Annotated in this window: 21 protein-coding genes and 1 tRNA gene; 8 read left to right on the top strand and 14 right to left on the bottom strand. The window is 47.1% G+C overall.

Going from position 1 to position 24,149, the window contains the following annotated elements:
• Positions 1-16: 16 nt before the first annotated feature.
• The 4 genes from DWY25_RS10390 to dapB all read right to left on the bottom strand — a co-directional run bounded on the left by DWY25_RS10390 (position 17) and on the right by dapB (position 3,755).
• Positions 17-736: a bactofilin family protein gene (locus DWY25_RS10390; RefSeq protein ID WP_117895168.1), complete on the bottom strand. Its 720-nt coding sequence runs from the start codon at positions 734-736 to the stop codon at positions 17-19.
• 399 nt (positions 737-1,135) lie between these two features.
• Entirely contained in the window at positions 1,136-1,579 is a 444-nt protein-coding gene (locus DWY25_RS10385) for a GatB/YqeY domain-containing protein (protein ID WP_117895167.1), read from the bottom strand.
• Positions 1,580-1,647: 68 nt separating this feature from the next.
• Complete coding sequence (locus DWY25_RS10380) at positions 1,648-2,802, bottom strand: AfsR/SARP family transcriptional regulator (protein WP_117895166.1); 1,155 nt, start codon at positions 2,800-2,802, stop codon at positions 1,648-1,650.
• Between the two features lie 239 nt (positions 2,803-3,041).
• Positions 3,042-3,755: a 4-hydroxy-tetrahydrodipicolinate reductase gene (dapB, locus tag DWY25_RS10375; RefSeq protein WP_181981786.1), complete on the bottom strand. Its 714-nt coding sequence runs from the start codon at positions 3,753-3,755 to the stop codon at positions 3,042-3,044.
• Positions 3,756-3,870: 115 nt separating this feature from the next.
• Here dapB and DWY25_RS10370 point away from each other — a divergent pair, with 115 nt between their 5' ends.
• Positions 3,871-4,143: an alpha-helical endospore appendage domain-containing protein gene (locus DWY25_RS10370; RefSeq protein WP_006059377.1), complete on the top strand. Its 273-nt coding sequence runs from the start codon at positions 3,871-3,873 to the stop codon at positions 4,141-4,143.
• Between the two features lie 120 nt (positions 4,144-4,263).
• Here DWY25_RS10370 and DWY25_RS10365 read toward each other — a convergent pair whose 3' ends face one another.
• Positions 4,264-4,455 carry a hypothetical protein gene (locus tag DWY25_RS10365; RefSeq protein WP_117895164.1) on the bottom strand — a complete coding sequence of 64 codons (192 nt, stop codon included), beginning with the start codon at positions 4,453-4,455 and terminating at the stop codon, positions 4,264-4,266.
• A gap of 167 nt (positions 4,456-4,622) precedes the next feature.
• Here DWY25_RS10365 and DWY25_RS10360 point away from each other — a divergent pair, with 167 nt between their 5' ends.
• Together DWY25_RS10360 and DWY25_RS10355 are read left to right on the top strand one after the other, a co-directional pair.
• Positions 4,623-6,365 carry an ABC transporter ATP-binding protein gene (locus tag DWY25_RS10360; RefSeq protein WP_117895163.1) on the top strand — a complete coding sequence of 581 codons (1,743 nt, stop codon included), beginning with the start codon at positions 4,623-4,625 and terminating at the stop codon, positions 6,363-6,365.
• 48 nt (positions 6,366-6,413) lie between these two features.
• Positions 6,414-7,121, top strand: coding sequence for a YwaF family protein (locus DWY25_RS10355; protein ID WP_181981785.1), 708 nt, complete (start codon positions 6,414-6,416; stop codon positions 7,119-7,121).
• 89 nt (positions 7,122-7,210) lie between these two features.
• Here DWY25_RS10355 and DWY25_RS10350 read toward each other — a convergent pair whose 3' ends face one another.
• Entirely contained in the window at positions 7,211-7,498 is a 288-nt protein-coding gene (locus DWY25_RS10350; RefSeq protein WP_039864599.1) for a chorismate mutase, read from the bottom strand.
• A 60-nt stretch (positions 7,499-7,558) separates the two neighbouring features.
• Here DWY25_RS10350 and DWY25_RS10345 point away from each other — a divergent pair.
• Positions 7,559-7,634, top strand: a tRNA-Ala gene (locus tag DWY25_RS10345).
• 268 nt (positions 7,635-7,902) lie between these two features.
• Here the strand turns inward: DWY25_RS10345 and DWY25_RS10340 are convergent.
• Positions 7,903-8,286 carry a hypothetical protein gene (locus DWY25_RS10340; RefSeq protein WP_117895161.1) on the bottom strand — a complete coding sequence of 128 codons (384 nt, stop codon included), beginning with the start codon at positions 8,284-8,286 and terminating at the stop codon, positions 7,903-7,905.
• Positions 8,287-8,637: 351 nt separating this feature from the next.
• Entirely contained in the window at positions 8,638-10,095 is a 1,458-nt protein-coding gene (locus DWY25_RS10335; protein WP_117895160.1) for a GntR family transcriptional regulator, read from the bottom strand.
• 161 nt (positions 10,096-10,256) lie between these two features.
• Between DWY25_RS10335 and DWY25_RS10330 the strand changes: the two genes are divergently transcribed.
• Entirely contained in the window at positions 10,257-11,927 is a 1,671-nt protein-coding gene (locus DWY25_RS10330) for a diguanylate cyclase (RefSeq protein ID WP_117895159.1), read from the top strand.
• A 195-nt stretch (positions 11,928-12,122) separates the two neighbouring features.
• Positions 12,123-14,678, top strand: a complete 2,556-nt coding sequence (locus DWY25_RS10325; RefSeq protein WP_117895158.1) for a hybrid sensor histidine kinase/response regulator — start codon at positions 12,123-12,125, stop codon at positions 14,676-14,678.
• A gap of 185 nt (positions 14,679-14,863) precedes the next feature.
• Here DWY25_RS10325 and DWY25_RS10320 read toward each other — a convergent pair whose 3' ends face one another.
• From DWY25_RS10320 to mgtE, 6 genes are all read right to left on the bottom strand, one after another.
• Positions 14,864-17,875 (bottom strand): GGDEF and EAL domain-containing protein, encoded by a 3,012-nt coding sequence (locus tag DWY25_RS10320; protein ID WP_117895157.1) that lies wholly within the window; start codon positions 17,873-17,875, stop codon positions 14,864-14,866.
• A gap of 28 nt (positions 17,876-17,903) precedes the next feature.
• Positions 17,904-19,364 (bottom strand): extracellular solute-binding protein, encoded by a 1,461-nt coding sequence (locus DWY25_RS10315; RefSeq protein ID WP_117895156.1) that lies wholly within the window; start codon positions 19,362-19,364, stop codon positions 17,904-17,906.
• Positions 19,365-19,667: 303 nt separating this feature from the next.
• Complete coding sequence (locus tag DWY25_RS10310; RefSeq protein WP_006059386.1) at positions 19,668-20,264, bottom strand: manganese catalase family protein; 597 nt, start codon at positions 20,262-20,264, stop codon at positions 19,668-19,670.
• A gap of 3 nt (positions 20,265-20,267) precedes the next feature.
• On the bottom strand, positions 20,268-20,513 hold the full coding sequence (locus tag DWY25_RS10305) for a spore coat protein CotJB (protein WP_006059387.1): 246 nt from the start codon (positions 20,511-20,513) through the stop codon (positions 20,268-20,270).
• The gene (locus DWY25_RS17875; RefSeq protein WP_220412938.1) at positions 20,506-21,372 is read right to left on the bottom strand and encodes a spore coat associated protein CotJA; all 867 of its coding nucleotides are present in this window, start codon (positions 21,370-21,372) and stop codon (positions 20,506-20,508) included. Before DWY25_RS17875 ends, DWY25_RS10305 begins: the two co-directional genes overlap by 8 nt.
• Before the next feature lie 136 nt (positions 21,373-21,508).
• Positions 21,509-22,840, bottom strand: a complete 1,332-nt coding sequence (mgtE, locus tag DWY25_RS10295) for a magnesium transporter (RefSeq protein ID WP_006059390.1) — start codon at positions 22,838-22,840, stop codon at positions 21,509-21,511.
• Between the two features lie 444 nt (positions 22,841-23,284).
• Between mgtE and DWY25_RS10290 the strand changes: the two genes are divergently transcribed.
• Both DWY25_RS10290 and DWY25_RS10285 read left to right on the top strand, forming a co-directional pair.
• Positions 23,285-23,779 carry a hypothetical protein gene (locus DWY25_RS10290; protein ID WP_117895155.1) on the top strand — a complete coding sequence of 165 codons (495 nt, stop codon included), beginning with the start codon at positions 23,285-23,287 and terminating at the stop codon, positions 23,777-23,779.
• Between the two features lie 3 nt (positions 23,780-23,782).
• On the top strand, positions 23,783-24,091 hold the full coding sequence (locus DWY25_RS10285; RefSeq protein WP_117895154.1) for a hypothetical protein: 309 nt from the start codon (positions 23,783-23,785) through the stop codon (positions 24,089-24,091).
• Positions 24,092-24,149: the final 58 nt, after the last annotated feature.

Genomic DNA, 24,149 nt, shown 5'->3' with positions numbered 1-24,149 from the left:
GCGAAGTCCGTTAGGCTCAGCCATTTTCAGATTCGCTGGTCGTCAGGCTGCCTGTCATCTGCGCGCCTTCCTGAACCGAGATTTTACCGGTGATGATATCGCCCTCGACATAGCTGCAAGCCATGAGAACTAATAAGTTCTTGCAATACAGATTACCTTTAATCCGGCCGTTCAGGGTGATCTTCTCCGCCTGCAGGTTCCCGGTGATCACACTTTGTTCCAGAACCTCCAATTCCCCGGCGCACAAGATGTCCCCCTGGATCTTTGCATGATTTAACGTAACATTCTGCGCCTGGATTCCCCCGTTGACCTCGCCGTCGACAAAGACCCGGCCTTCGCAGAAGAGACTGCCATAAATCTGTCCGTGCACTTCCAGATCAGCCAGACACTGGAGATCCCCTTTAATCTGGGTGTCTGCCGTTAAGACCGATGTTCCGTAATCCGGTTTCAGTTCCGGAACGGCCGGCGGATTCTCCACTGTCTCCGGTGCTGGACCCCGATGGGATTCATCAGTTTGAGCCAAGCTGAACTCAAGCCCGGTCATGCTTTCTGTTTCGGCTTCGGTTAAAGCGCTGGAAGCTGATGAAACTTCCGGCGTTTCTTCCGGTTCCCTGAGCTCTGCGGGAATCAGCGGCTCGGTCTTTTCTTCCTGATTGGTTGAGCTTTGCTGCTCATGATGACTGAGAATGGTTTTCCAGGATTTCTGGAAACTGTTTTTACCGTACTTTTTCGTCATTGTTACCCCTCCTTGACCAACAAACGAGTGGATCTTTTACGGATCTGCGAATGGATTTCATCGGTTTTAGGTATTTGTCACATAAGTATACATTAATTGACAACGGTTTTTAGGAACGATATAATGGGATTACGCATGGATTTACCATTTTTTAGGTGATTTATAACTAATCTTGATGTTGTAACGAATCGTATGCTTTTTGCCTATGGTTCAGCTCTGCTTCTCGTTGTCTGGCTGAGAATCGGATCCTCCGCCTGCCGCCGGATTGAAGATGGTGCCTGTCCTTGATCAATAAGATGTCCGATGAATCCAAAACAAAAAGGATCGGCCTCGCCATTTTGCGGACAGATCCTCTTTTTCTCTTTCTTTCCTGGTTAAGCTCTTGTCAGAATCCAGTGATTAATTCAGCACGCGCCCGACAGCGGCGTTGACGGATTTCCCGTCGGTTTTTCCTTTGTAGCGCGCCATCATCTCTTTGATCAGCGTTCCTTTGTTTTTCATTACCGGTTCCAGCTGAAGCTCCGCGATCACTGCTCTGAGGGCCTCGTCCAGCTCTGCTTCACTCATCTGTGCCGGCAGATACGCTTCAATAATTTCAATTTTACGCTGCGTTTCTGCGATCAATTCCGGACGGCTGGCCGGGGTCTGCGCTAACGTATCCTTTGTTTGTTTCAGCTCTTTTTGAACGTAAGCCAGTTCTTCTTCCGCGCTTAACGGCTGACCGGCTTCCTTCTCTGCCAGCGCAATCGCTGAGATCAGTAAGCTGCATATTCCGTTTTTCACCGTGTCCTTGTCTTTCAGCGCCTGCATTTTATCTTTTCTTAATGTTGTTAGTAATGACATTCTTCATCCTTCTTTCTGTTTTTATTATACCTTTTTTCAGCGTCGGTTTTCAATCATCCCCAAGGCGTTCAATTTGCCGCCGGCTGCGAACCGTTCTGTTCAATTTTCTGCGCATGGTAATAAACTCGGACCTGATTCGTGGGATACTTACGGTTCAGCCGCTGGCTGAGCCGGCTGACCACTTTATGCACGTCGCTTTCCGCTTTGATCATCAACATCACCGCCAGCTGGCAGTTTGCCGTGCGGGTGAAAATATCGCAGGACCGCAGCTGCGTCTTGACGATCTGAATCAGCGCGTCGGTCGCCCGGGTTCCCAGTTCCGCGGAATCACTTTGAACATCCAGCACCAATAAGTAAGAATTGATATCCAGCCGCTTGCTTTCGCGCATCCGCGCCTGATACAGCTTACGGAAAACGGGTTGTTCGCAATAAAACGCGCATTCGTCTTCGCTGGCGTTCATTTCTTCAACTAGTTCCTGAATGGAATGCGACGGTTCGCGGTCCGAGCTTAAAAAGTAAATCAGCGACTTGGAGCGGCCTTCAAATTCGACGCCGAACTCATGATAAAACTGTTCGGAAATTTGATCGTAATGTTTCAAAGCCCGGTTATATTCCTTCGCTTTGACCAGTTCGGATAAATACCGGTAGTTCAGCTCGTCGGAATACGGATCCAGCGCCAGCGCCGATTGCGTCAGCTGCAGCGCCGCTTCCGCCTGCCCGGTTTGATCGAGAATTCCGGCCGTTTCCTGAACGAGCGTTTTGACTTTCTCTTTCCAAAACTCTCGAATCGGAAGAATCCACATCGAAGAATAGCCTTCCATCAATTCTCCTCGGATTAAGGCTTCAATCTGTCCGGGCTGTTTTGCCAGAAGTTCCGGCGTCAGTGATGAAAGCTGAAATAAATCGGTTTCCACCGGCGCCTGCAGCGAAAACAAATAGCCATGCTTCCCCGTCGCGATCCATTCCTGTTCTTTGGTTTCAGCATACGGCTGGGTCAGTTTCCGCAGCCGGTGTACCGCAAATTTCAAAGCGTTTTGCGGATTGACCGATTCCGGCCAGAATAATTCGATCAGCCGTTCATGACTGACCAGTTCACCGCGATGAATCAGAAAATAGCACAATAATTCTGTCAGCTGTTTTCCCAGAATTTCATTCAGCGGCAAAGACCGGCCGTTTTCCCGCAGTGTCGGAGTGCCCCAAAGTTTTATGAAATAGTTTTCCACTTTGACCTCTCCCTTCCGTTATCGAAATTCCTGTCCGGATCATCCTTTTATATTGGTTTAATTTTAACAGATCGTGCTGCGAACCTCAAGTCTGTGCTGCCGCTCTCCTTATAAAGAGATTCGCAGCGAACTGAATAGCAAAAGAAAAACCTGTCCTATCAAAACAGGCTTTTCGCTTCCCCCTTTCTTTTTCAGCCCGGTTCAGCTCGAACCAGATTGAGGGACTGACGTTATTGAAATCAAAGCAGCCGGCGCTGCAAAAAGCGCTGGGCAAGCAAGTCTTCCATCGAAAACAGGCCGGGTTTCAAATAGGGAATCGCCTCCACGGCTTCCAGAATCCCGCGCACAAAGATCTCCCGGCTGTCGGCCGTGTGGGTAATTGTGATCTGTTCATGATCGCCGCACAGGATCACCGTATGTTCGCCGGCGATCTGACGATGCCGCAGGGAAGTCACCGAAATCGGCTTTTGATAGCCGTACCGGTCCGTCGCCGGTCCCTGCAGCGTTTTCTTCAGCATCAGCGCGCTCCCGCTCGGTTTGTCTTTTTTCTGTTCATGATGAATTTCCAGGATATCGCAATCAAAATACTGCGCGATTTCCCGCTGGCAGGTCTTCAGCATTTTGTTGACGATCGTCATCCCGATCGAAAAATTACTGGTCATGACGATCGGCACCTGCCGTGCCCAATCCTCAATTGTGTTTTTCTGACTTTCATTGTACCCCGTCGTCGCCAAAACCAGCGGAATCGGCTGACGCTGCATCGCCCGTTCGATCCGGGCGAAATTGTCCGGGTGACTGACGTCGACGATCACCTCGGGATGCTGCGGCAGCTCGGAAATCTCCTGATAATAGGAGGAAGCGATCAAACCAACGCACTGCAGATCTTCCTTTTCTTCAATCCGGCTTAATAATAAATGTCCCATTGTTCCATATCCGACAATTACGATTTTCATGATCATTCCCCCTTGACCAGTGTATGTCGCCCGGAAAATTTCATAACTCCGGGACATGAGCCCGGGTTCTTTCGCCCGGGTCGAATAGGATGTCAGTGTAAGGAGGAATTAACTTATGGGAATGCCTGAAATCAGAAGTAGCAACGTCACCCGTTCGCAAGCCATTACTGATATTCTGCAGTCAATTGCTTTGGAGGAAGCCGCGCTTGCGCATATCCTCAACGCCGAGGGAGAAAAATTGCAGTGCGCCGTCTCCATGGACTGCATCACGATCGACAAATTGATCGAGGTCAACGAAACGGTTCAGAGTACGATGGAAGCCGCCGCCAAGTTCGAGCAGGCGCTGCAGGCCAAGCTGGCCAGTTTGTTCCAGGATTGCTACAAATAACAAATCGCTCCTGATTGTGGAAAAACGGCCCCGGGCCTTGAACCGGAGTCGTTTTTCTTTTTGATTTCAAATAAGCTGCGCTTCAGAAAGGAGCCGCGATTGAATTTCAGCGATTTTTGTTCATGAAGATTGATGCAGCTCCATCAGCGCCGGCACTGACCGGCATACGCCGATACAAAAGAACTTTCCTTCTCTTTTAGCATAAAGCCTGGATTCCAGCCAGACATGCTGCGGATCACGAAAAAACAGAATCGCCGCGCTATCCGTTAACCCCAGTTCGCTGTCTTTACCAATATAAATGCCATTTTTCACTCGCCCTGCCTCTGCTTTCTTTTCTCCATCTTACCAAGCTTTCCAGGCTTCCGCAAACGGATCCCTTTTCCTTTGCCGACGAACTTGAAAAACCGGCGGAAAGGGTCTGAATCATTGAAGTTTTCGTCAATTTAGGCTACACTTATGTCTAACTAAAAGGGGGAATTGTGTTGCTTAACGCCAGAGGTAAAAAATTTCTTTCGTATTACCGGCCTTATTTAAGGCTGTTTATCGCGGATATGGTCTGCGCCTTCATCGTCGCGGCGATCTCCTTGATCTTTCCGCTGTTGACGCGCTACATCACCAACACCGTGCTTGTGTCATCACAGTCCGTGCAGCTGGATTTGATTTTCAAGATCGGTCTGGTGATGGTCGGATTGATCATCATCGAGCTGCTCTGCAACTTCTTCATCACCTATAAGGGACATTATATGGGCGTCATGATGGAACATGATATGCGCAACGAGCTGTTCAGTCATTATCAGAAATTGTCGTTCAGCTTCTATGACGAACAGAAAACCGGACAGCTGATGTCACGGCTGACTAACGATCTGTTTTCCTTAACCGAGCTGTACCACCACGGCCCGGAGGATGTCGTCATTTCGATCATCAAGTTTTTCGGCGCGTTCTTCATCTTACTTTCCATCAACGTGCCGCTGACATTGATCATCTTCTCAATCCTGCCGATCATGCTTGTCTTCGCCTTGTATTTTAATAAAAAAATGGGCAAAGCTTTCAAGCAGAATAAAGAACGGGTGGGCGATATCAACGCCCGGATCGAAGACAATCTGTCCGGCATCCGCGTCGTTAAATCGTTTACCAGCGAAGGCAGCGAGCTGGAGAAATTCGGCGTGGAAAACAACCGGTACGTCAAGTCGCGTAAGAACAGCTACCGGATCATGGCCTATTATCATTCGGGTCTTAACGCTTTCACCACGATGATCACCGTCGTTGTCATTCTTGCCGGATCGACGTTTATTTCGATGAAATGGATTTTGTTAGGCGATCTGTTAACCTATCTGCTTTATATCAACAACCTGACGGAGCCGGTCAAGAAGCTGATCAACTTCACCGAGCAGTTTCAGGAAGGCATCACCGGCTTCCAACGGTTTATGGAAATCATGGAAGTTGAGCCGGACATTCAGGATGATCCGCATGCGCAGATCCTGGCTGACGTCAAGGGTGCGGTGGATTTCGAGGATGTCGGTTTTAAATATGCCTCCTCCCCGGATTACGTCCTGAAGCACATCGATCTGCATGTCGAACCGGGGGAATATCTGGCGCTGGTCGGATCTTCCGGTGCGGGCAAAACAACACTGTGTTCCCTGATTCCGCGGTTTTATGAGGTCAGCGAGGGCCGGATCCTTGTCGATGGTCAGGATATCCGCAACGTGACGATGAAATCGCTGCGTTCCTGTATCGGCATCGTCCAGCAGGATGTGTATTTGTTCGCCGGCAATGTCATGGACAACATCCGCTACGGCCGACCGGAAGCGAGCGAGGAGGAAGTGATCGCCGCCGCCAAAGCTGCCAATGCGCATGATTTCATTATGGAGCTGCCAAACGGGTATAATACAGATATCGGGCAGCGCGGCGTTAAATTATCCGGCGGTCAGAAACAGCGCTTATCCATTGCGCGCGTCTTCTTAAAGAATCCGCCGATTCTGATTTTTGACGAAGCCACCAGCGCGCTGGACAACGAAAGTGAAAAGGTCGTTCAGGATTCTTTAGAACGGCTGGCCCGCAACCGCACGACGTTTGTGATCGCGCACCGCCTCTCAACGATCCGCAACGCCAAGCGCATCGTTGTGCTGGGCGAGGAAGGAATTCTGGAACAAGGCGGTCATGCCGAGCTGATGGCCGCGGACGGTGCTTACGCGCATCTGTACCGCATGCAATTTGAACATTGATCTGAAGGAGGTTTTACTATCTCACAATTCTTCTGCTTCTGGGATGAAGTGATTCCCGGCACGGCTTATGGTTTTCTAAGCCCGCTGCACATTCTGGAAATTCTAATGATTCCGCTCAGTTTGTTCTGGCTGGTCCGCTGGACGCGGACGCATTCCCGGCAAACCGCCCGTCAGCTGCTTTACGGCATGGCAATCGCCGTCCCGCTTTTGGAATTAATGCGGATTTTGTGGCTGGTCTGGCTGGGCGAAGGGTATTGGGTAAAGCTGCTGCCGCTGCATTTATGCGGTCTGCAGGTATTCTTCATTCCGCTGGCTGTGTTTTCACGCAATCTGCCGCTGCGCAGTTATGTCTGGGCGACGTCCATTTTAGGCGGAATTACCGCAATCGTGTATCCGGCAGGAATCGTTGGTACTTACCCCTTTTTCCACTTTCAGACATTCCAGAGTTTTGCGCTGCATCTGCTTTTGATCCTGACGCCGGTTCTCATGTTTCTGGCTGACGATTATTCGCCGCGGTTAAGCCAGCTGCCTTCCGTCATCGCAATTCTGGGCGGCAGCGCGCTGTGCGCCTTCGCTGTGGACTGGATCTGGGGACAGAATTACATGTTTCTGCGGGAAGTTCCGGAAATTGGATTTCTGCAGGCAATCATGAAGCTGGGCGGTTATCCGGCCTACTGGCTGACACTGGGGGCGGCGGTCATCGCCGGCTGCACGCTTCTGCTTGCTTTCGGTCAATATTGGAAAAAAAGAGATTGAAAGGAGTCCCGGTCTGGGTGCTTTCAATCTTTTTGTTTGGGCTCATTTTTTATTCTGACATAGCGGGATATCGGAAGGAAAACCGCCCCTTATTCGTCCTGGGAAGCCGCTAACAGCGTCTTTTGATACCGCCGGGATAATTCCATCTGCTTGATTAACAACTCCTCGTAATACGGCTTTAAAACGGGATCCTGGATCCGGGCAACGCCCTTTTCAATCACGATCTGTTCCCGTGCCGCATCCAAGATCGGCAGGTTGTGTTCCTTCTTATACGCCAGCACCTGTTGAACAGCGGTCATCCGCTTTTCAAACAATTCCGCCATCTGCGCGTCGACCTCATTGATGACTTCCCGCGCCTGTTGTAAACAATCTTTCATAACTTTCCTCCTTATAATCTTGACAATTCGAAAAATGGTGGTAAACTTAATATCGTGTCTGGGGCCGTAGCTCAGCTGGGAGAGCGTTGCGTTCGCAATGCAAAGGTCGCGAGTTCGATCCTCGTCGGCTCCACCAGATTTCAAATCCGACAGGAACAAACGTTCCTGTCTTTTATTTTGTATTATACACTGATTAACTGAAAAAGAAAAAGTATTTCTGCCTTTCTTGTCAGGGAAAGCGAATCAGGATCGTTGACTCCGATTCAAAGAAATAGGAAGGACGCTTGTTCGTTTTGCCTATTCTAGCCTCTCAGCGATGACCTTAAGCTTAAAAAAATCCAGAGACCCGGCAAGGTTTCTGGATTTTACTTTGAATTCGTTGTTGTGAGAAATTTGCCGCCGAATTACGCCGCTTCCACACCGGCTTTTTCCGCCATGAAGTTCAGCCATTTATCCCGCTTCATTAAGGATATTCTGTCGGTGATCTGATTGCCCGTTTCCGGATCCTCATGCGTGATCGTAATGCCGATCGGCATCAGGCTCTGGGAACATTTGCCCAGTTCACGGATCGTCTTGTAGGGAATAACAATATTGTCTTCCTGCATTCCGGTAATCACGATCACCCGGCTTTCCGTAAAATACGCCCAGCCTTGTTTCCATTTGCCCAGCTTGCCTACCAGCCGTTCCACATAGCTGGCCTGCAGGAAATCAACCAAGGTGTCTTCCGGTTCCATGACTCCCAGTTCAATCAGTTTCTGTTTTTGTTTCTCAAGTTTTGATGCGCCCATATTAACCTCCCTGTTAAGTTTGTTTCATTATAAATCTTTTCACAATTCTTTTCTTGTAAGATATACCACAAAGACCAGATTTTAAGCCATTCCTAATTTATACCTTAGCTTTTACTGTGCGCGAATGGGTCAAAATCAACAATTCTTTATTCTAATTTATGGGAATCAATTTGCTTATTATCATCCTATAAGGAAAGAATGTTTATTATAAAAAGCGCACTGAGTATTCGTTGAAATGGGTGCCGAGTTTTCCTGCAGTCTCAAAAAACAAATGATTCTCTTATTGATATTAGAAATCAAAAAAAGTACACCGTTAATGAATGTGGGAAGGATATTTTTATGACTCGTCATCTAGTACTTTTCTGGAATTCGAATAGTAGCCACACTACGAAATTTATATTTCTCAACCATATTTTTCTTCATACAAACCAACATATAACGATAGCAATCGGCAATGGCATCCGCAAAGAAGATCACATTTCCTTCCCTTAGCTGTTGAAACGCGCCGACCACTTGTTGATTAAGGTGTGAAAGAGTATTGTTTTTGGATGAATAATAAGCAAAATGGTGACCCCATTCGAGAAGATGATTCGTTTCAGAGACTATAATATAAAGTGGCTCCAGCGTGATATGCTTCTTTATAAATTCCAAAATATCCGCCAGATAAACAGAATCAGGTGAAGTCAATCTCTTCGCTAACTCTTCCATTTCTGCCTTAGTCCATTGCGGAGCTGCAATAAAAACCGCAGGACGAATGATGAATATCATTAATTGCAGGGCATGAAGGTACCGTAATGCCTTTTTTACATACCCTGGATTATGGGTTAGCTGATGAAGTTTCATAGCATTCGGTTCTATAACAATCGTGCCTTTACCATTTAACTTTTTAACGAAGCCTCTCTGCTCAAGCTCAGACAATGCCTTTCTGACTGTCGATAAAGAAACATCATACTGGTCAGCCAGTTGCTTTTCATAGGGAAGAAGCATGCCTACAGAATATTTCCCAAGACCGATTTTTAAATTTAGCTCATCAACAATTTTTGAGTAACAATAATCCTGACCACGCATAGGATTCCATGAAAAACGCAAATCCGTTTGTAAAGGACATTTTGGCATTGTCTCCGATAGATAATTTAGCGTATCATCTATTGAATCCGTAAGTTTTTGGTACATATTCGACAAATGATTGTACTTTTTTAGTGGATCATCACCCTTTAATACGTCGATAATATCGTCAGTTACAGATTCCTCAAAAAAAAGCTTGGAGAAATAAGGACAATCCTTGGTAAAAAATGCAAGTTTATTATAAAGACCAAATGTAGAATATAGTTCGCTGAATAGAGAATTACCACCGATCCTCAATACATCATGTCCTAATTTAGAGGAAAAGCGCCATCCGTCAGCAGTATATCCTAAACGCAAGGCTTTCACAGCCTGTTTATAATGAGGCATGATTTCAACATCACACCCCTGCAAAGCAAAAACAAGAAGTGAAGGGAGTATTAGAGCAAAGGTCTGATATATCTGCACGAGAGCTTCCCTCTGTTTTAGAATTTCAAAAACAGCATTAGAGGAATTATAGTATTCTTTTTTTGAAACAACAGTGGGTGCTAGACGAGGCTGAATATCAATTAATCCTTCGATCCGCAAGGTTTCAAAGACACGGTTAATCGTATACCTGCTTACATGAAATTGCTCGCAATACATCCTTGAAGACAGTAAATTATTTCCAGGTTGTATCTGTCCCTCTAAAATACACTGTTTAATTTCGTTATATACAAATGTAAATTTTGTTTCCTGTGGTTTCATAATTCACCTTCTTATCCATCGAATTATAGCATATTATGTCAGTTATTTTGCGCTGAAAGACGTCAACCTATTTGTATACCTTACCAATATTAGCATTGCCAGCACATAAAAATAATTTGTATAATCAAACTGTAAAAAGATTAGGAAAGAGTTTGACGATCATGGGAAAGCAAAAAATCTTAATTGTTGACGATTCAGAAATAAATCGCGCACTTCTGGCAGAGATTCTGGAAGAACAATATGAAATAACCGAAGCTGAAAATGGTTCAGAAGCTATTTCTCTCCTTTCTAAGCGAAGATCAGATTTTTCCCTTCTTCTTCTGGATATTATAATGCCGGATATGAATGGTTTTGAAGTTTTAGCTTATATCAACAACTATCATTGGAATGACAGCTTGGCCGTTATGATGATCTCTGCCGACGATTCGCCCGCTAATATAAAGCGTGCCTACGAGTTGGGAGCTTTTGACTACATAAGCCGTCCCTTCGATCCAATCATTGTTCAGCGTCGAATTTCTAATACGATGCTTTTATTTGCTCGCCAACAGCGTCTTGAAAAAATTATTACGGATCAATTTCAAGAACAAGACAAAAATAATGAGCTGATGATTTCAATCCTATCTCATATTGTGGAATTCCGTAACGGAGAAAGCGGTCTTCATGTACTGCATGTTAATACGATAACAAAACGTTTGCTTGAACAATTAGTTCGAGTTACTGATGAATATTCTTTATCTCCCGTCGACATTTCATTAATCAGCACCGCTTCTGCATTGCATGATATTGGGAAAATCTCAATTTCAGATTCAATATTGAATAAACCGGGCCGACTGACAGAAGAAGAATTTGAAGAGATAAAAACTCACACGGTGATTGGAGCCAATATGCTGTCAGACCTTCCCATTGAGCAGCAGGAAGCGCCATTAGTGAAAGTGGCTTCCGAGATCTGCCGATGGCACCATGAGAGGTACGATGGCAAGGGTTATCCGGATGGATTAAAAGGAGAGGAAATACCTATTGCTGCACAGGTCGTTTCATTGGCCGATGTATATGACGCCTTGATCAGTGAGCGATGCTATAAGAAAGCTTATTCCTATAAAAAAGCTTTAAATATGATTTTAGAGGGGCAATGCGGCGCATTTAATCCGACACTTTTACTTTGTCTGCAAGAAATTTCCGAAAATCTGGAAAAAGAGCTGATGGTGCCTGATTCTAAAAGAGAGAAAAGAAACATCCCAAATCTGCGAGATATTAAAGATTACAACAACTTGTTATCTTATGAAAAAAGTACTGTTCAGTTCCACATGCAGCAGCATTTGCGATTATTATATATTGATTCGCTAACCCGCGTTTATAACCGGCGTTATTATGACGAACATTTTCAAGATGTCAATAATATCCAGGCAATGGTCGTAATAGACGTTGATAATTTCAAACAGATCAACGACAATTATGGCCATGACGTTGGTGATATTGTACTGCAAAACATTGCACAAACTATTTTATCATGTGTACGGAAAACAGATGCGGTAATCCGATATGGCGGGGATGAATTTGTAATAATCTTTTTCAGTATACCTGCCGATATATTTAAGAAAAAACTGGAGAGAATTCGATACTCTGTCAGTATTCTGATCATTGACACTCATCCCGAACTACGTATATCTGTAAGTGTGGGTGGAGTGTATGGAAAGGATACTACAAAAAGGCTCTTCAAAGTTGCAGACAATATGATGTATCAATCTAAAAAAGATAAAAATAAGGTAACCCTCTGTTTTATAAGTGAGAGAAATAGAACACAGGCAATGCTTAAAATGGAGAAATTGCAATGATGAAACTAAAAGCCTATTATAGTAATCTTGGCAAGAATTTTGATGAGGCATTGGCTAGACTGCGGCGAGAACAAATCGTTTAGAATTCTGTTTACAAATTTTTGATACAAAAGTTTCTGTTGATTTGAAACTTCTATAAAAATGAAAAACAAGGGTTATGAAAGATTTCAAAAATGCCTGGGAGGAATAATATGAATGGGAAATAATAGTAAAAAGAATACTACAACACGTTTTCTAATTTGCAGTTTCATTGGACTTTTGGTCTTGAGTATTATTATTTTCAGTCTGCTTGGGGCCTATATGAGCCGAAAAAGTAAAAATACCGTTTATGAAATTGGGAATATTTATATGTCTGGAATGAATGAACAGATGTCCAGACACTTTGAAACTGTTATAAAGTTGCGTTTCAATCAGGTTAGCGGTATTGTTTCTGTTGTTTCAACAGATAACAGTAATAAGACGAATTTATATGAGGAACTCATTTACCGGACTCAAGTCAGAGGATTTGACTATTTAGCACTTTGTTCTGCTGAAGGAAACTTTCAAACGCTTTATGGACGAGCAATTCGCCCCCTTAATCCTGCACCTTTTGTAGAAGCGCTGTCAAAAGGGGAACAAAGGGTCGCTGTAGGTATTGATTCTGCTGGAAATGAAGTGGTATTATTTGGTGTTGACGCTGATTATCCAATGCACAATGGCGACAAAAGCACGGGTCTGATCGCAGCCGTTCCTCTGGAGTATATTACCGATTTCCTTTCCTTAGAGGATGAAGATCAATTGATGTATTATCATATTATAAGGCCAGACGGTAGTTTTGTAATACAGAACTCCAACACAGAGTTATGGTATTTTTTTGAACAACTACAAAAGCAGCTTGACCCTACGGTAAATGAGTTCTCTGCAGAAAATTCTATTAAAATGTTTGGTGATGCACTAAAAAACCATGAAGAATTTGCCACGACTTATGAAGTAAATGGCGAAGAACGACAAATATACGGTATCTCATTACCCTATTCTGAGTGGTATTTAGTATCGGTCATGCCTTATGGAATCTTGGATAATGCAATAAACAATCTAAGCAGCCAGCGTATATTCACAACATTATTGTCCTGTGCTTCGATTTTGATCATTCTGACATTGATCTTTCTTCGGTATTTCTCCATAACCCGTTCTCAAGTGCATGAATTGGAGATAGCCCGGCAGGCCGCTTTTGAAGCGAACAAAGCCAAAAGTGAATTTTTAGCAAATATGAGCCATGATATTCGTACGCCTATGAATGCGATCGTAGGCATGACTGCGATTGCCACAGCCCATATAGACGATCGTAAACAGGTTCAGAACTGCCTTAGAAAAATAACATTATCAAGCAAACATCTTTTAGGACTGATTAATGATGTCCTGGATATGTCAAAAATAGAAAGTGGTAAATTAACGTTAACAACAGAGCAAATTTCATTAAAGGAAGTCATTGAAGGAATTGTTAACATCATGCAGCCACAGATCAAGACAAAAAAGCAAACGTTTGATATCCATGTTAAAAATATCTTAACAGAAAATGTGTGGTGCGACGGTGTCCGCTTGAATCAGGTTTTACTAAATCTCTTATCAAATGCAACGAAATATACACTGGAAGGAGGGACAATACAATTATCCCTATCGGAAGAAAAATCTCCGAAAGGCGAAAATTATGTACGAACTTATATCAAAGTCAAGGATAACGGAATTGGTATGGCGCCAGAATTCCTGGAAAAAATATTTGAATCTTATAGCCGTGCAGATGGAGCCAGAATCCATAAAACTGAGGGCGCCGGTTTAGGAATGGCAATTACAAAGTACATTGTAGACGCTATGGAAGGAACTATTAATATAAAAAGTGAGCTTGATAAAGGAACCGAGTTTCTTCTTACATTTGATTTTGAAAAAGCAGTTGTTATGGAGATGAATATGGTTCTTCCCCCATGGAATATGCTGGTGGTTGATGATGACAAATTATTATGTGAAACCGCCACGGACTCACTAAAATCTATCGGAATAAAAGCCGAATGGACATTAAGCGGGGAAAAAGCACTAGAACTGGTAATCCAGCGTCATAAGAAAAGAGATGATTATCAAATCATTCTCTTGGATTGGAAACTACCAGATATGGATGGGATTCAGGTCGCAAAAGAAATCAGGCGTAATTTAGGAGAGGAAGTACCAATTTTACTAGTTTCTGCATACGACTGGAGTGAATTTGAGGCAGAGGCTCGTGAAGCAGGGATTACTGGTTTTATCTCCAAGCCGCTTTTTAAATCTACGCTGTATCATGCTTTACGTCAGTATATGGGCAATGAGGCAGATCCCGGCCAGACAATGAATCAAAATGCAGATCTCTCCGCTCGCCGTATCTTGCTTGCCGAGGATAATGAGCTAAACTGGGAGGTTGCCAAAGAATTGTTGTCCGATCTGGGCGTAGAATTGGATTGGGCAGAAGATGGACAGATTTGCCTGGATAAGTTTCGAAAATCACCAAAGGGATATTACGATATCATTCTGATGGATATACGCATGCCGCACATGACAGGGCATGAGGCTGCAAGAGCAATTCGGGAAACGGATCATCCCGACGCTTTATCGATTCCCATTATCGCAATGAGTGCTGATGCATTTTCTGATGACATACAGCGCTGCCTGAAATCGGGCATGAATGCTCATATTGCAAAACCTATTGACATTCTGGAATTGACCCAGTTATTAAAAAAATATTTATAAGAAGGCTAATCTTAAAAGCGCGTATCTTCTAACACGCGCTTTTGTATTGATGAATAATTCTATCCTTTCAGGTTTGAAAAAATGCAGATTAAAGAAGGCTTGCGAAAATCAATAAGTGATTCACATAAAGCTTCTCCAATGACATTCTGATTCCAGTAAACTGTGTTATTACACTTCCAATTTAACTAAAACAAAGACTTTTCTTTTTTCCTTTCCACGGCTTTCCGCAAAGCTTCCATGGCTTCCGGACATGGCTCTGGCGGTATCAGCTCGCCTTTTCGGAAGTAGAACCCCTGCATATAATCCGTGCCGCATTCGATCAGCGTTTCCATTTCCTCGCGGGTTTCCACACCCTCGGCCAGAATTTTGATCTTCCGGCTGCGGAAATAAACGACTAACCCCTCATAGAATTCGCGTCGGTTAACATCGCGATCCAGTCCGCGGATGATGCTCATATCCACTTTGACATAGTTCGGCATAAGATCCAGCAGCGTCGCTTCACCGTTGTAGCCGGTGCCGTAATCATCCAGCGCGATTTCCTGATGCTGATCGATGCAGCGCTGGCGTTTATGAATCGTCGCCATTTCCCCCATCTTTTCGCTCTCTGTCAATTCAATGACAACCTGCGAATTATAGCGTCCATACAGGCGATCCAGTTCTTCCAGATCCTCCGGACTCAGCCGCAGACTGGAAATCGAATTGATAAAGAGCTTCTTGCCTTGCAGCCGCTGGTGATAACGATCAACAGCCTCCATCGCCTTAAACCACGTCAGCCGCTCGATCTGATACAGACGCGACTGCGCGCGGGCGATCCGCAGAACCTCCGACGGCGTTTTCAGGTTTTCCATCTTCGGCCGCATCAGCATTTCATAACCATAGACCGTCTGCGATTCCACGTCGATAATCGGCTGGAATACAAAATCAATCAGTTCATTTTCAATCAGCCGGTTGAGGTCTTCGCTGCTGTGAAGCATAAACGAATCCTTGCGGTAGCTTTCAATTTCAAAGTCCTTGATTCCGCCCTTGACGGAGTTTTTAATCTCATACATCGCAAAATCAGCGTATTTGATCAATTCATCCAGGTTGCGGCTGTCGCGCGGATACCAGGAAACGCCGAAGGAAGCGCGGATCCGGATACTCTTGCCATCCGGCAGCTCCATTTCATAAGCGGCCATCGCTTTTCGGATTTGTTCAATCTTCTGACGGATTTGAAAATCCGTTTCATAACCGTAGAACAGAACGTAGAACTCGTCGCCCGACATCCGCGCTGCGATTTCATGCGGACCGGCGTTATTACGCAGCACATCTGCCGCGCTGCGGATATAACCGTCGCCGCAGTCGTGACCGTAAGTATCGTTGATATATTTCAGATTGTCCAGATCCATCATCATAAACGCCGTGATTTTCAGCTGTTCCGGATGTTCAAAACGCTCCTGCGCAAAACGCTGGAATGCCCGGCGGTTCAGCAGGTTCGTCAGAACGTCGTAATCGCGTTCGTATTCGATACGGTGCCGTTCAACCATTTCCGCCGTCACATCCTGCACCACGCCCAGGATCGTCTGCGCCCGCGCCGCGGTTTTTAACCGCATCCAGCGTGATCCGCCGCCCTCCTGTTCCAGCTTGATCGTCTTTTCCCGCAGCCGGCCCAAATCCTTCAGATCCAGATCCAATAAACGCAGCTGTCCAGCAAATTCATCCAGCGTCAGCATGCGGTCTTCGTGAGCCGTCAATGGATCCAGAACGTCGAAAAAGCCGGAGGTACAGAAAACAGAATTCTTATCCGCTTCAACCTCAAACGCTCCGATCTGGATCGAAAGCATGCCGATAATCTGCGAAAGCCGGGAACTGTTCTCCGCTACGCTCTTGCTTAATTCCTCAATCGCCTGACTTAACTGATCAATTTCCGTAATCCGGATCGGATCCAGATGGATCGGTTTATTCGGATCAGAGTTGCGGACCTTGCGCGCCAGCGCGCCGATCTGCCGGGATGGCCGGTAGCTCGCATACATCGTCGCGGCTAACCCCACCAGCATGGATAAAATCATAAAGGTCAAAATGCTGTTCTGCATTTTATGCGAGAAGCCATACAGCGCGTTCTGCGATTCCAGTCCGACTAAAACCCAGCGCTGATGTGAAAACGGCGCGTTGGAATTGTAAAGCTCCAGCGGCTGCAGACTGCCGTAAATTTTCTGATTCAATTTTAAGGCGGACGTATGGATTAAAGCCCCTTCCCCGGACACATCGGAGTCCTTTTGGAAAAGCAGTTCTTCCGCTTCGCCGAACATGGCGATAAACACCCCGCCGCTGTGCGTCACCTTCTGCAAGGTCAGCCCCTGCTCCTGAGACTGCGTTTCGTCGAGGATCGCAAGCATATAGGAACCCGACTGATCCGCAAGCAGTTCCTTCGACGGCAGCAGCGATTTCAGATAATCGTCGGCCAGGGAAACCCCCATCACGCCCAACACGCTTCCATCGCTGCCGATCAGCGGCTGAGTATAGGTAATCGTTTTAATCAGATCTTCATTCAACATGGAGCCGTAACCCCAATATCCCGCGTCTTCACTGGCTAAATCCGGATCTGACCGAACCGCCCGCACCGGATTGTTATAGAAATAGCTCTCCGCCGTGATCTTAAAGCGCGGACTCCAGCCGACGTCCATCGCGATGTCCAAACTTTGCGCCACATCTGTCGGCGACCGCTCCATCAACAGATCCGAATTATCATAGGGGTTGTTGATCGGATCCAGATCCCGCAGATAGATTCCGCTTTTTTCTGTTTCTTCAGAACCGTTAAGTTTACCCTGCGGCCCTTCAAAGACGAGAAAAACACCGGTCACCGTATTTCTGCGCATCAAAGCGATCAGATCCGGCCCGATCTTTTTCAAAATATCGCTGGTTATGGCCGCCCCCGGCACCAAGTCGGCGACGGTCATGCCGGTTTCGCTGAGCTGCTGCTCAATTTCTTCCTCAATCTTCGTCTGATAAATCGAGAAATTGCTCCAGCGCTGAATCATTTCATTTTCTAAATAATTCTTCCGATTGATGACCCGCTCGTTCAGGATTTCCTCAGCGTTGCGGTCAAGCTTGGTAATGACGCCGCCGCTGAAAACCAACATCCCAAACAGACTGATCTGAAAAATTTGAACGATGATCAAAGGGATCAGAATACGATTGAAAACACTTCTTTTTTTCAGCATATTCCGGTTACTCCTTTTCTTAAAAACGTTACTCCTGGACGATTTCCTGCATCTGCTGGCTCAGCGCTGCGAACCAGGTATCAAAATAAGCGTCTGTTTCGAATTCAGCGGCCGCTTCATCGAGGCTCTGCCCCTGCGCCAGACGTTCAATCACCTGTTCGCGGTCCGCTTTAGCCCGATCCTGCATCGAGGTATCCAACAAAGACCGCGCGTCATTGCCACCTTCAAAGGCTTTCGTCGTATACAGCTGAACTTCGCTCAGCTGGTTCTCCGCCACTTCGACAACGCCGATCATTTCAGCCGATCCCAGCTCTGCATTGCTTTCCATGACTTTTTTAATCGTTTCAATATCATTGGCGGCTTTCTTGACCGGCAGATAACCGGAAGACAACGAGAATTCAATGTTGCGCTCTTCCTCAGTAAACCATTTTAAGAAAAGAACTGATGCGTATTCATGCTGGGTATCCGAAGCCGTCACGACCATGCCGGCCCCCTGCTGAACCGCAATCTTCTCGCCCTGCTCAAACATCGGAGCCGGAGCGAGAACGGATTCAATCGGATAGCTTTCGACATCGCTCACCGCCACTTCTTTCGGAAAATAAGCCGCGCCGCTGCTGGAACCCACCAGCGCGATCAAATCGCCGGTCTTCGCGTCGTCGGAACGGAAACGTCCCTGCGCCGTGAAGTAGCCGCGAATATACGGTACATAATAATTATCCCACAGTTTTTTGAAGATCTCGCGATCCAGATTCAGCGTTACCTCATTTCCTGTTACCGCAAAGATCTCCTTGCCCAGCTGCCGGCTGCCGATGATCATATAGTTCGCCATCGCGTCCCGGCCGAAGAACGCCTTGCCGTCGTTTGGCTGCGGCGTCAGGCTGTCGGTCCATTCGTAATAAGCACGGGCCACCTTCGTCACGCCCTCAATGGTCTTCAGATCGTCCAGCGTCGCGCCGCTGGCTTCCGCGAAACGATCCCAGTCGGTCTTGTTCAGCATCATCAATTCCGTCGACTTGGCAATCGGAAAAATTTTCAGGCTGCCGTCCTCGCCGATCTGCCCTTCGCTTACATATTCGTCACGATAGGAGTCCAGCTCCGCTTCGCTCATATACTTGTCAATCGAAGCAACCAGTCCTAATTTATCGACTTTATACGCCGTATCGGCATACGCCGCAAAAATATCAGGAATTTCACCGGCGCCGACCTTCTTTTCCGCCGCTTCCTCAACTTTAGTGATCAGATCGTTCACGTTGCCCTGACTGTAAGCCTCGACAACGATTCCCTTCTCCGCGCCCACGGTCTCATTGAATTCGGTAACCAACTCGTCAAACGCCGCCTTCTGCGTTCCGTTGTAATACGTCCAGATTTCCAGCGTCACCGGTTTATTCGGATTCAGCAGGCTGTCATAGTTCTCTTCTTTAGCGCCGCAGCCCTGCATCAGCAGCATGCACGCCGTCACCAACACCCCAAATTTCGTTATTTTTTTCATATTCCCGCACCTTTTCTTTATTAGTCTAATTATAATAGTTTCATATTCAAATTACCATATTTTTACGGTGATACGAAATGTTCTTACCTAACCTGAAACCAATAAAGTAAAAGCGGATGGTTCATTCCTTTTCTGAGGAATCCTTATATAAATCTTGACTCCCTGCCTGCGCCCGGCCCCGCTTGCCCTGGTTCTCTTCCGCAGGCCTGCGCCAACCGGCCAACGGAATGAATTCCATTGATCTTCAGGTATTTTTCACTTTTATGATGTAAAGGGCGGGAGAATTCCCGCCTTTGCTTTTGATCAGCGGTCAAAAGCCGGATTGTAGCGATAGAAATTACGGCAGTCCAGATCCTTGCGGACAAAGTCAAGCGCTTCGCCGAAACGCTGGAAATGCACGATTTCACGCTGACGTAAGAACAGCAGCGGGCCGTAGACTTCCGGATCCTTCGCTAAGCGCATCAGGTTCTCATACGTCGTGCGGGCTTTCTGTTCCGCCGCCAAATCCTCGGACAGATCCGTGATCGGATCCCCCTTGGACTGGATATACGCGGTCGTGTACGGCATGCCGTTGGCTCCCTGCGGATAGACGCCGGCCGTGTGATCGACGTAGTAATCTGCGGCGTTGGCCGCTTTGATCTGCTGAGCTGAACAACCCTTGAGCAGCTGGTAAACCATCGTCGCGATCATTTCTTCGTGCGCCATTTCTTCCGTGCCGATATCGGTCAATAATGCCCGGATTTCCGGATACGGCATCGCATAGCGTTGATTCAGATAGCGGTCAGACGCGCCCTTTTCACCATCCGAGCCGCCCAGCTGGGTAATGATCAGCTTGGCCATCGCCGGGTCCGGCTTCTGGATATTCACAGGATACTGCAGTTTTTTCTCATAGATCCACATGGTTTATCCCTCCCTTTCCCACGGCCATGGACTATTGACCCAATCCCAGCGGCGTCCGCGGCTGTCGCGGCTGGTCAGCGGTCCGCAGACACGGTTGTATTCTTCCGCGGCTTTGCGGCGCAGGCCGGTAACGTAACGATAGTAGCTCAGCGCCACCTCGCTGCGGGGATGAGTGTCCAGAAATAAGACAGCTTCCTGAATCGCAAAATCCAACTCCTGCAGCTCCCGCAGCAGCTCGTTTTTATTCATCCTGACAGCCCCCCTTTCCTGTAAACGGCATATCCAGTTCTACGAACAGCGTTCCTCTTAATAAGGCGCGCGGACGATTATAGATTTCCCGTTTTCCATTCCACTGTTGGCGGGCGACATACGGCATCGCCAGGCTCATATCCGGACAGCGGTGATGATTACCGCAGCCATCGTCCTGGTCATGATCGTCATCACAGTCACAGCTGCAGCCGCAGCCCGGGCGATTGCCACATCCCGGACGATCATCGTCATCCTGGTCATCGGTATCATTATCGCAGCCGCAGCTCGGCGGACATACCGGCGGTTTCGGACGGCAGCCGCAGCCTGGACGATTGCCGCATCCCGGACGATCATCGTCATCCTGGTCATCGGTATCATTATCGCAGCCGCAGCTCGGCGGACATACCGGCGGTTTCGGACGGCAGCCGCAGCCTGGACGATTGCCGCATCCCGGACGATCATCATCATCCTGGTCATCGGTATCATTATCGCAGCCGCAGCTCGGCGGACATACCGGCGGTTTCGGACGGCAGCCGCAGCCTGGACGATTGCCGCATCCCGGACGATCATCATCATCCTGGTCATCGGTATCATTATCGCAGCCGCAGCTTGGCGGACATACCGGCGGTTTCGGACGGCAGCCGCAGCCTGCGGACAGGTTGACAGCCTCCTCCACAAACATTTCATCCTCCATGAAATCAGCTTCATCAAAACGCGTGCGGAAATCATCGCTCCAGCCTGGGCAGTGTGGTCTGCGCGGCGGCGTTGGACGGTGCGGACGGCCGCATTCCATTGCGAAATCCTCTTCCGTTTCCATCCAGCTGCGAGGAATCCGCAGTTCTCTTTCTACGTTTTCCATCGACATTCTCCTTTCCGGTCAAAATCTCGTTGACCCACTGTATACTATTGTTCCTGCGTTCCACGATCTGGGAGATCGCCAAGAAAGGACAAATAAAAAGCACAGAGTTTTCCTCCATGCTTGTCCGTCATAACGCTTACAGCGCAAACAGATGCGTCGCAATCGCAAAATAAATAATAATTGAACAGGTGTCAACAATCGTCGTGATTAACGGCGCCGCCATGATTGCCGGATCCAGATGCACCTTCTTGGCCAGCAACGGAAGCAGACAGCCGATCAGTTCCGCCAAAAAGACCGTACACATTAAGGAAATTCCCAGCAGAATCGCCAGCCGCGGATCCTGATACATGACGATGATCCGCAGACCATTGACCGCCGCCAAAGCCGCGCCGACAATCAAGGCGATCCGGCTTTCCTTAAACGCTACCTTAAACAAATCGGAGAAGCGGATCTCGTCGGTCGCAATCCCACGGATAACCAGCGTCGAGCTCTGCGTGCCGCAATTACCGCCGGTATCCATCAACATGGGAATAAACGAAACCAACAGCGGAATCGCGGAAATCGTTTCCTCGTAGCGGGAGATGATCGTTCCCGTGATCGTCGCCGAGAGCATTAAAAACAACAGCCACAGAATCCGGTGTTTGGCATGATTGAACACCGAAGTTCCGAAATAGGAATCGTCGCTGGGCTGCACCGCTGCCATCAATGCGATATCCTCTGCCATTTCTTCCTGATAAACTTCCATCGCATCGTCAAAGGTGACGATCCCGACCATGCAGTTTTCCGTGTCCACAACCGGAATGGAAATCAGCCGGTATTTCTGGAACAGCTTGGAGACTTCCTCCTGATCGTCGTGAGTCCGCACGGAAATGATATGCGTTTCCATCAGGTCGCCGATCAAGGCGTTTTCGTCGTTGAGCAGCAGACTTTTCGCCGTCACAATGCCTAACAGTTTTTTATTTTCAATGACATAGCATGTGTATATCGTTTCCTGGTCGATACCGACGCGTTTGATCTTCGCAATCGCCTCGCGCACGCTCATCGTCTTTTTCAGGTCGACGTATTCCGTCGTCATGAGGCTGCCGGCGCTGTCCTGCGGATACTGAAGCAGCTCGTTGATGCGCGAACGGGTTTCTTTATCGGTAACGTCGAGAATCCGCTCTACCACATTAGCCGGCATTTCTTCCAGGATATCGACGGTGTCGTCCATAAACATATCCTCAAAGATATCTTTCAGTTCTTTCTCTGTAAACGTGCTGATCAGAGCCTGCTGCATCTCTGTATTCATGTTGGTGAAAACTTCCGCCGCCGTTTCTTTGGCGATCAAACGGAAAAGGACGACCATGCTTTCCTGTGGAAATTGTTCCAGCAATTCCGCCAGGTCCACGCTGTTCATCTCGTTGAGTTCTTTTTTGATCTGAGCGTATTTTTTCGCATTCAAAAGCTCAGTGATGTTTTTTACCGTCATACTTTGCCCTCCTTCAAGTTTGTTCTTCAAGTTCGCAAAGCATGAATAAAACGTCCTGGAGCTTTATTTTCGGGCAGACTCGCCCTCCAGGAGAGGAAAGAATGGATTTCTCGTTTTATTGATGCCTTGCCTGCAACTACCGCCCGGGTTATCCATACTTTCCACCTCCCTCTTTTGCCGGAATTTCTTTCCGGCTGCCGTTTTTAGTTTATTTCCAATTTGTTAGGTTGTCAATGTTTTTAACAAAGAATTTCACTCCGAAACAGCCGCAGATTTTTCCGCTTACCCCATCGCCGTGCGCTTATGAATAAACCTCGCTTAGGTGCAGGCTAAGCGGCGGACTGCTCCGATCATTCGTATGAAATAAGTCGCGGTGAAAAAAGGCCGCCGCCCCTGTCTTTTTCCGCCTGATGCTTTATAATAAAAGAAAGAGGAGAGAGAAAGATGAAAAGACTTCATTGGAAAGCACTGCTGCAGATTGAGGAAATTCCTGTCGTATTTTTGTTGATTCAGCTGGGCCTTGGGGTCTGGGAAAAGCGAGGCTGGCCCATTCCGGTCCCCCTGTGTTCCATCAATGCGGGAGGGACTTGCCCGGACATCGGTCTGATCACACCCAATTGCACCAACATCCCGGTCTATGATTACGCTTTTCTGTTCACCGTCTTCTTTCTCATCACGGTACTTTTGCTTTGGAAAACCCGGAAGAAGTCTCTGCTTCTGGAACTCGTCTACTGGCTGGGAGTCAGCCTTTATGCTTGGAGCGCCTGGTTTACGGAGTTTCAGGATTTATCCCGGAATTCGCTGCTTTACTTGGCGTTTCTGCGCTGGCTCACGCTGACGTTCTTCCGTGATCCGATCAATTTCAGCGGTTTTCTGCTGCTGGCCGGGGTGGGTTTAAAATCGTTGTTCACATCGCTTCGCGCGGTGTCAGGAGGATAGTCCATGCGTCAAGATGTCGTTTGCCCGCATTGCCAAAAAAGTTTTCATGTCCGTCCCGGTTCGTTCCTGTCGATGCGGCTGGAATGTCCGCATTGTCATGGCCGTTCCCGCTTGATCCCTTCCTGGACAGTTTGTTTTCTGCTTGCCATTTTTGTTGTCCTTCTGCCGGATGACCATGGATTTGTTGGCCTGATCGTTTACCTGCTTTTGCTTTTTACCGTCTTTTATTTATTCCTGCCGTTCTGGGTTCGCAATTCACTGATCCGGATCAAGCCGGTGGAGAACCAAACGAATTTAACAGAAAAGCAATAACACATAAGGGGCTGTGACAAATCAGGAAAATAAGAAAAAACCATAAGCTCACAGCCAT

The sequence above is a fragment of the Holdemania filiformis genome (assembly GCF_003459085.1).
In the GTDB taxonomy this organism is placed as follows: Bacteria; Bacillota_I; Bacilli_A; order Erysipelotrichales; family Erysipelotrichaceae; genus Holdemania; species Holdemania filiformis.
Note: the sequence above shows the minus strand (reverse complement) of the source record. Positions and strands in the feature narration are given on the sequence as shown.

What these genes read in the sequence shown, in the direction of transcription:
- DWY25_RS10390 (WP_117895168.1), bottom strand. Translation starts at nt 736, where the DNA reads ATGACGAAAAAGTACGGTAAAAACAGTTTCCAGAAATCCTGGAAAACC.
- DWY25_RS10385 (WP_117895167.1), bottom strand. Translation starts at nt 1,579, where the DNA reads ATGTCATTACTAACAACATTAAGAAAAGATAAAATGCAGGCGCTGAAA.
- dapB (WP_181981786.1), bottom strand. Translation starts at nt 3,755, where the DNA reads ATGAAAATCGTAATTGTCGGATATGGAACAATGGGACATTTATTATTA.
- DWY25_RS10370 (WP_006059377.1), top strand. Translation starts at nt 3,871, where the DNA reads ATGGGAATGCCTGAAATCAGAAGTAGCAACGTCACCCGTTCGCAAGCC.
- DWY25_RS10350 (WP_039864599.1), bottom strand. Translation starts at nt 7,498, where the DNA reads ATGAAAGATTGTTTACAACAGGCGCGGGAAGTCATCAATGAGGTCGAC.
- DWY25_RS10340 (WP_117895161.1), bottom strand. Translation starts at nt 8,286, where the DNA reads ATGGGCGCATCAAAACTTGAGAAACAAAAACAGAAACTGATTGAACTG.
- DWY25_RS10335 (WP_117895160.1), bottom strand. Translation starts at nt 10,095, where the DNA reads ATGAAACCACAGGAAACAAAATTTACATTTGTATATAACGAAATTAAA.
- DWY25_RS10330 (WP_117895159.1), top strand. Translation starts at nt 10,257, where the DNA reads ATGGGAAAGCAAAAAATCTTAATTGTTGACGATTCAGAAATAAATCGC.
- DWY25_RS10325 (WP_117895158.1), top strand. Translation starts at nt 12,123, where the DNA reads ATGGGAAATAATAGTAAAAAGAATACTACAACACGTTTTCTAATTTGC.
- DWY25_RS10320 (WP_117895157.1), bottom strand. Translation starts at nt 17,875, where the DNA reads ATGCTGAAAAAAAGAAGTGTTTTCAATCGTATTCTGATCCCTTTGATC.
- DWY25_RS10315 (WP_117895156.1), bottom strand. Translation starts at nt 19,364, where the DNA reads ATGAAAAAAATAACGAAATTTGGGGTGTTGGTGACGGCGTGCATGCTG.
- DWY25_RS10310 (WP_006059386.1), bottom strand. Translation starts at nt 20,264, where the DNA reads ATGTGGATCTATGAGAAAAAACTGCAGTATCCTGTGAATATCCAGAAG.
- DWY25_RS10305 (WP_006059387.1), bottom strand. Translation starts at nt 20,513, where the DNA reads ATGAATAAAAACGAGCTGCTGCGGGAGCTGCAGGAGTTGGATTTTGCG.
- DWY25_RS17875 (WP_220412938.1), bottom strand. Translation starts at nt 21,372, where the DNA reads ATGGAAAACGTAGAAAGAGAACTGCGGATTCCTCGCAGCTGGATGGAA.
- mgtE (WP_006059390.1), bottom strand. Translation starts at nt 22,840, where the DNA reads ATGACGGTAAAAAACATCACTGAGCTTTTGAATGCGAAAAAATACGCT.
- DWY25_RS10290 (WP_117895155.1), top strand. Translation starts at nt 23,285, where the DNA reads ATGAAAAGACTTCATTGGAAAGCACTGCTGCAGATTGAGGAAATTCCT.
- DWY25_RS10285 (WP_117895154.1), top strand. Translation starts at nt 23,783, where the DNA reads ATGCGTCAAGATGTCGTTTGCCCGCATTGCCAAAAAAGTTTTCATGTC.